Consider the following 5391-nt stretch of genomic DNA (forward strand, 5'->3'; position numbering starts at 1 on the left):
GTTGATTTTTTTTTGTTAAATTAGGAGAATGGAAATCCGTGCGCGTAAAAAAAACGGAAAATAAGCTCCCGTAATCCAGAATTGCAGCAAAAGTAGCGCCTTAAGGTTTTTGACACTTAATTAATTAACATCGCAGTTAGAGCTGAAGATTTTGAGCGATAAAAGAGGTAACTTATTAGTTTAGCGATCGCAGACCCTCTTTCATATCCAATCTGGAAATAGCCTATAACTGAGATATCCCCAAAGCGGAAACTAAGATCGGAGGGGATTTTTCAGCCGCAACCCCTTGACAAGTTGATTTTTTTTTGTTAAATTAGGAGAATGGAAATCCGTGCGCGTAAAAAAAACGGAAAATAAGCTCCCGTAATCCAAAATTGCAGGAAAAGTAGCGCCTTAAGGTTTTTGACGCTTAATTAATCAATATCGCAGTTAGAGCTGAAGATTTTGAGCGATAAAAGAGGTAACTTTTCAGGGAAACCAATCGCGTCTCCTCTAGAAGTTGCTCGTGTTCATATTCAGTGATATATTCAGGTATATACTGTAATCCTGGAATTTATCGATCTGTATCTGGCATATAAATAGTTATATCCACCGACAGAAATTAGCGATGTGCTTGCAGCAGCGCGTCGCTCTCGCATTTTCTACTCATGAACACCCAAACACACCAACTCGATACCCGAATCATCTTACACTCCCCCACCCAAACCCCCATCACCATCCACGGACAAACTCTCACCATAACCCAAAAAAACTACACCATAATCTCCGCCACGATCGCATTCCAAATCACCCCCGAAGTCTACCACCTTCTCGACACCAAATTCCTATTCAACCTGAAACCAGAATTACGGAGCAACTTCACAGCCGGAAAATTCCTCCCTTCATCCAATATCCAAATTACCGCTACTTTAAAACCCGATTTCCTCCCCCACCTTACCCACTATCTTAATAATGTACCAACCTACCTCAAAAACCTAACTCAATCCCAACCAAACCACCCCTTACTATCCACCGAAAATTGGTTAGCCTTACAAGTAAAACAGCAACAAACAGGCTATCGCACCTTCTGGGATTATCTCAGCCCTTCAGGAATGAATCCCGAAACTATTGATAGTAAAAAAATCAAGCAGGCTATCTTCAACTTCTTCAAAGATTGGGCACAAGCCAATCTAGATACCATGGGGGAAGCCGCAATTTCTCAATCCCTCTCAGAAGTAGCGCGGGGATTTGACGAATGGGTAGATCCAAATATATCATTAGTAACAGCAGAAACCATTTCTCCTATCCTTAAGGAAATGGTAAAAGCTTTTAAACAATTAGCAAATATGAGTCAAACCAAAGATACAGAGGAAGATTATTCTCAGATTTTTGAGACAATTATCAAATTCTTTACAGAAGATGACTGGCATTTTAGTAAAATTAAAGATAGCCCAGCCCTGCATCTGGCATTCCAAGGGGAGAATGGCAAATTTGACTGCTACGCCCAAGTGATAGTTGAAAAATCGCAATTTATATTTTACTCTGTTTCTCTAATTAAAGTCCCAAAACCCAAACGTCGGGCTGTAGGAGAGTTTATCATTAGAGCCAATTATAGCCTGATTATCGGTAATTTTGAATTAGACTTTGCTGACGGAGAAATTCGCTACAAAACCAGTATTGATGTTGAAGGCTCGACTCTGACATTTCCCCAAATTAAAAATTTAGTTTACACTAATGTGATGATGATGGATCGATACCTACCGGGGATTATTACTGTGATTAATGGTGATGCTTCTCCAGAAGCAGCGATTAACCTGATAGAAAAGATTGACTAATAATATTAAGAATACAGTCTCCTTTCAATACCAATAAACCATGAGTATCTAAAACAGTACAACTGGGTATGGCTAATGCCAAAACTGGTTTTTTATCTGCTTTGAGTTGAGCAATTGCTCGATTAGCTACAGATTGATATTGCATTATCCAGGGGTTATCGGCAATGGAGTCAATAGTAAATGTATTGGCAGATACCAGCCAAAAATCAATACCGTATTTTTCGATAAAGTCTGTTACTATTTTAGGATCTATACTGTATTGAGCCTGAATGAGATCCAGGGTGCGTTGGCGAAATTGGCGATAGTAACCCAGATGGTAGGGAATGGCATATTCTTGACTTACTAAGATAGAGCGTTGGGAAAAGGTTGGCAAGTTATTGGCTTCTTCTTCTAGTGAGGCAATGAGACTATCTTTGGGTTGTTGTTGGAAAAATTTATATAAGGGGGGGACATTTCCGGTGATATAATATGTCTTGGGAAAGTGTTTTAGTGCTAGGTGAGGGTAGAAAATTAATGTCGTGCCAATAATAGCAGTTGTGCCTAATATTAGGGAGTGGGGAATGGAGCAGCGGATGCCGTATCGGGCGGTGGGTTTTTTGGAGTGGGGAATTTTGATTTTTTGTTTTACCTCTTCCCTTTTCCCAATTGCCCAAACCCCGTCTAGGATGAGGGTGAGAGCTATTCCCGCAGCGAGCGCGATCGCAATTCTTAGGCTATGCTGAGTGTAGCGGCTAGGAAGATGCAGTTTAAATAGTACGGCATGAGCGGCAAAAAACATTACACCAGAGCCTAATAATAGCTGCGGTAATATGACGATATTCTTTACTTGTTTAGCCAGGGGAAAGCCAGAGGAAAATTTCAATAAAATGGGGAGGAGTAATCCGCCATAAATTAAGGGAGGGGCAAAAGCAGAGCCTAATCCAATCCCACTTCTACCATACAACCAAAATGCCCAAGAATCGTTAACAAAGAAACGGCTTCTTCCTTGAGCCAATAATTCAGGCAAGGTTTTCCCTGCCGCAGCAGTCAAGACTGGAGCAAATTCGGAAGTACTCAGAATATATGGTAATAATACTAAAAATGCTACCCCCAAATTAGTGAAACAGAAAATATAATCGGCGCGATTTTTAGACAGATAAATCCATTTTCCTTCAATCTGCCATAGTTGAATGATTGATATTACTACACAGACGAAAACTAAAGAAGGATAAAATAAACCTAAAAATGCGATCGCAATTCCCACTCCTAACTGAACTCTCTTGACAAAATAATACAAAAATGCTATGAAAATCGGGTAAATAAATGCTTTCGGGGTTCCCGATATCAAGCCATCCTGCATCCAGAGATTCTGATTAAGCAGTAAGGATGAAATAAAACCTGTTAATGGAATAGGTAATAATTCCATTGAGAGGCTAAAGCAATAATATGTCGTAACTATTCCCAAGAATAAGGGGATGAGTTTACTAAATAAAACTGGCTCAATTCCTCCTAATGCCATTATCTTATAGAGAGCCGTATATCCTAGGGGGGCAACTGATTGGAAATAATTGGCAATAATGTCATGAGGAAATAACTCTGAATCTAAAAACCTCCTCATCCAAAATACATGCTGTCGGGCATCATCTTGGATAACATATTCAGCACCAAAAGCTTGTTGTAAGGCGAGAATACTATAGAATATAGTAAATAATATACTTAATCCTAACCAATATTTTATCTGGGTTGATGGAGTTAGAAGTTGTTGGAGATGATTCATTGATTGCTGATTGGGAGGTTATTGGTTTAATTTGGGATTTTTTTTAAACGCATAGACGCGCAGCGGCTTCTCGCCAGAGTAGGGCGCAAAGGTGGGCGCAAAGGTACGCAAAGGTTTAGCTGGATGTTAATGTTCTAGTTTGAGGAGCCAGGATTTGGATTTAGGTTGTGGTATTATTTTAATGGTTTGTGTTTGTTCTATCCCTTGTTGTAGTGCTGGGGATGGTCGGTATAGGAATATATTAGTGAAGTTATTGGGTATTTTGGGGATCTTGGGTTTGACTAATAATTGTAGGTGAGTGTCTGGATTAAGGAGATGACTCAGTGATAGTATGATGCCAGGAAGTTCATCGCTGATTACTAGTGGATGACTGGTTTGATTGAGAATACTGGCAACTTGAGGATTGTAGCGACTTTTACTTGGACTTTTGTGCCACCAAACTGGGAATTGCGAACTGATACTACAGGATATGATACCGCTTAAAGTGAGTGCGATCGCAAGATATTTCCACCGCTGCCACTCTACTGTATTAATTTTAGAGGCAATTAGATAGGCAACCGCAATCTGAATCCCTAAATAGACAGGAATTGCATAACGAGTTATACTAGAACGACGACCACCTAAAATTAAATCAGGACAGATTATTGCAATCCCCGTTACGCCAATTAGAGTTATAATAAATATCCAAGTACTTACAGGTGCTTGACGATAAAGATAGTATAGAGCATATCCTGCTAGTAAACCACTTAAATAGTGTAACGGACTAAAGGGACTACTTCCCTGATTCACATCCACAAAAATCCGGCTCAGATTCAACCCCCAAAATAAAGGCAAAAAACCTTCTCGACTCAAATTAACAGAAGCCGTATTTTCCACAAACTTAGAAAAATGGCTAACCACAATTACCAACCAAGGGATAAACAACACCACCCCCAACAAACAAGACACTAAATAACCCACCAAACCCTCCGCGTACCTCCCTCTCTCCCTCTGCGTACCTCTGCGTTTCAAAAAAATACTCATACTATAAATACCATGCCCAATCAAAACAAAAGCCGAAAAAGGATGAGTATAAAGTGCCGCAGCGACACTTACTCCATATAGCCCCCAACTCGGCAAAGTTTTCAGCCGCATCCCCCGCAAAAATGCCGCACAAGAGAATAAAATAGTTACTGTCCACAAACTATATTCTCTAGCTTCTTGAGCATATAAAACATGGAAGGGAGAAATAGCGATTAAAGTTACTCCTACCCAACTTATTATCGCTGAATTAAATAATTCCAAACATAACCAATAAATACAGGGCAATGCCAGCAAACTAATCAACGCTGATAATAACCGAATAGTAAATACTGAATGCTCGAATACTTGTAACCACCACCGTGCCATTAAGTAATATAATGGAGAATGTTCTGGATTGCCAGCTAGAGCATTTAGAGTATCGTTAATATTTTTTGTCTGATTGGGATATTGATACTCTTCTAGGAAGTCTTTAACAGTAAAAATATTACCATTGAAAGCTGTTTGAGATACTTCTGTTTGGGTGTATCCAGAAATTCGTATAGAAGTCATTGTTTCATCGTACCAGTATACTTTTTGCTCCAGGTTGTAGAAACGGAAAAATATGCCCAATCCAATTAATATAATGATTAACTTATAAAGTAAATTACGAGGGAAGTTCGTTTTTTTTAGCCACATCGTCAAGATTGCCAGTAAAATTGATAGGGAAGCGAGTAAAACAATCAGATTCCTCCCAAGTTATCATGAATATGGTAATTGCGATCGCATTAGCGAAGTGAGGCGTTAGCCTAGGGCTGCTAC

General features: G+C 39.5%; 3 protein-coding genes. 1 reads left to right on the forward strand and 2 read right to left on the reverse strand.

Translation table 11 applies throughout. From position 1 onward, the window contains the following. Positions 1 to 647 precede the first annotated feature (647 nt). A complete protein-coding gene (locus NJ959_RS25030; protein ID WP_254014473.1) occupies positions 648 to 1814 on the forward strand; it encodes a type III secretion system chaperone family protein in 1167 nt (388 codons plus the stop codon). Here NJ959_RS25030 and NJ959_RS25035 read toward each other — a convergent pair. Both NJ959_RS25035 and NJ959_RS25040 read right to left on the reverse strand, forming a co-directional pair. Next, positions 1789 to 3570, reverse strand: a complete 1782-nt coding sequence (locus tag NJ959_RS25035) for a hypothetical protein (RefSeq protein ID WP_254014474.1) — start codon at positions 3568 to 3570, stop codon at positions 1789 to 1791. The genes NJ959_RS25030 and NJ959_RS25035 overlap by 26 nt on opposite strands. Before the next feature lie 126 nt (positions 3571 to 3696). Then, on the reverse strand, positions 3697 to 5142 hold the full coding sequence (locus NJ959_RS25040; protein WP_254014475.1) for a glycosyltransferase family 39 protein: 1446 nt from the start codon (positions 5140 to 5142) through the stop codon (positions 3697 to 3699). Positions 5143 to 5391: the final 249 nt, after the last annotated feature.

It is taken from the genome of Limnofasciculus baicalensis BBK-W-15, assembly GCF_024178385.1.
GTDB lineage: Bacteria > Cyanobacteriota > Cyanobacteriia > Cyanobacteriales > Coleofasciculaceae > Limnofasciculus > Limnofasciculus baicalensis.

Bases quoted from the DNA above. Each gene is read 5' to 3' on its own strand.
- NJ959_RS25030 (WP_254014473.1), top strand. From the start codon at position 648: ATGAACACCCAAACACACCAACTCGATACCCGAATCATCTTACACTCC.
- NJ959_RS25035 (WP_254014474.1), bottom strand. From the start codon at position 3,570: ATGAATCATCTCCAACAACTTCTAACTCCATCAACCCAGATAAAATAT.
- NJ959_RS25040 (WP_254014475.1), bottom strand. From the start codon at position 5,142: ATGACTTCTATACGAATTTCTGGATACACCCAAACAGAAGTATCTCAA.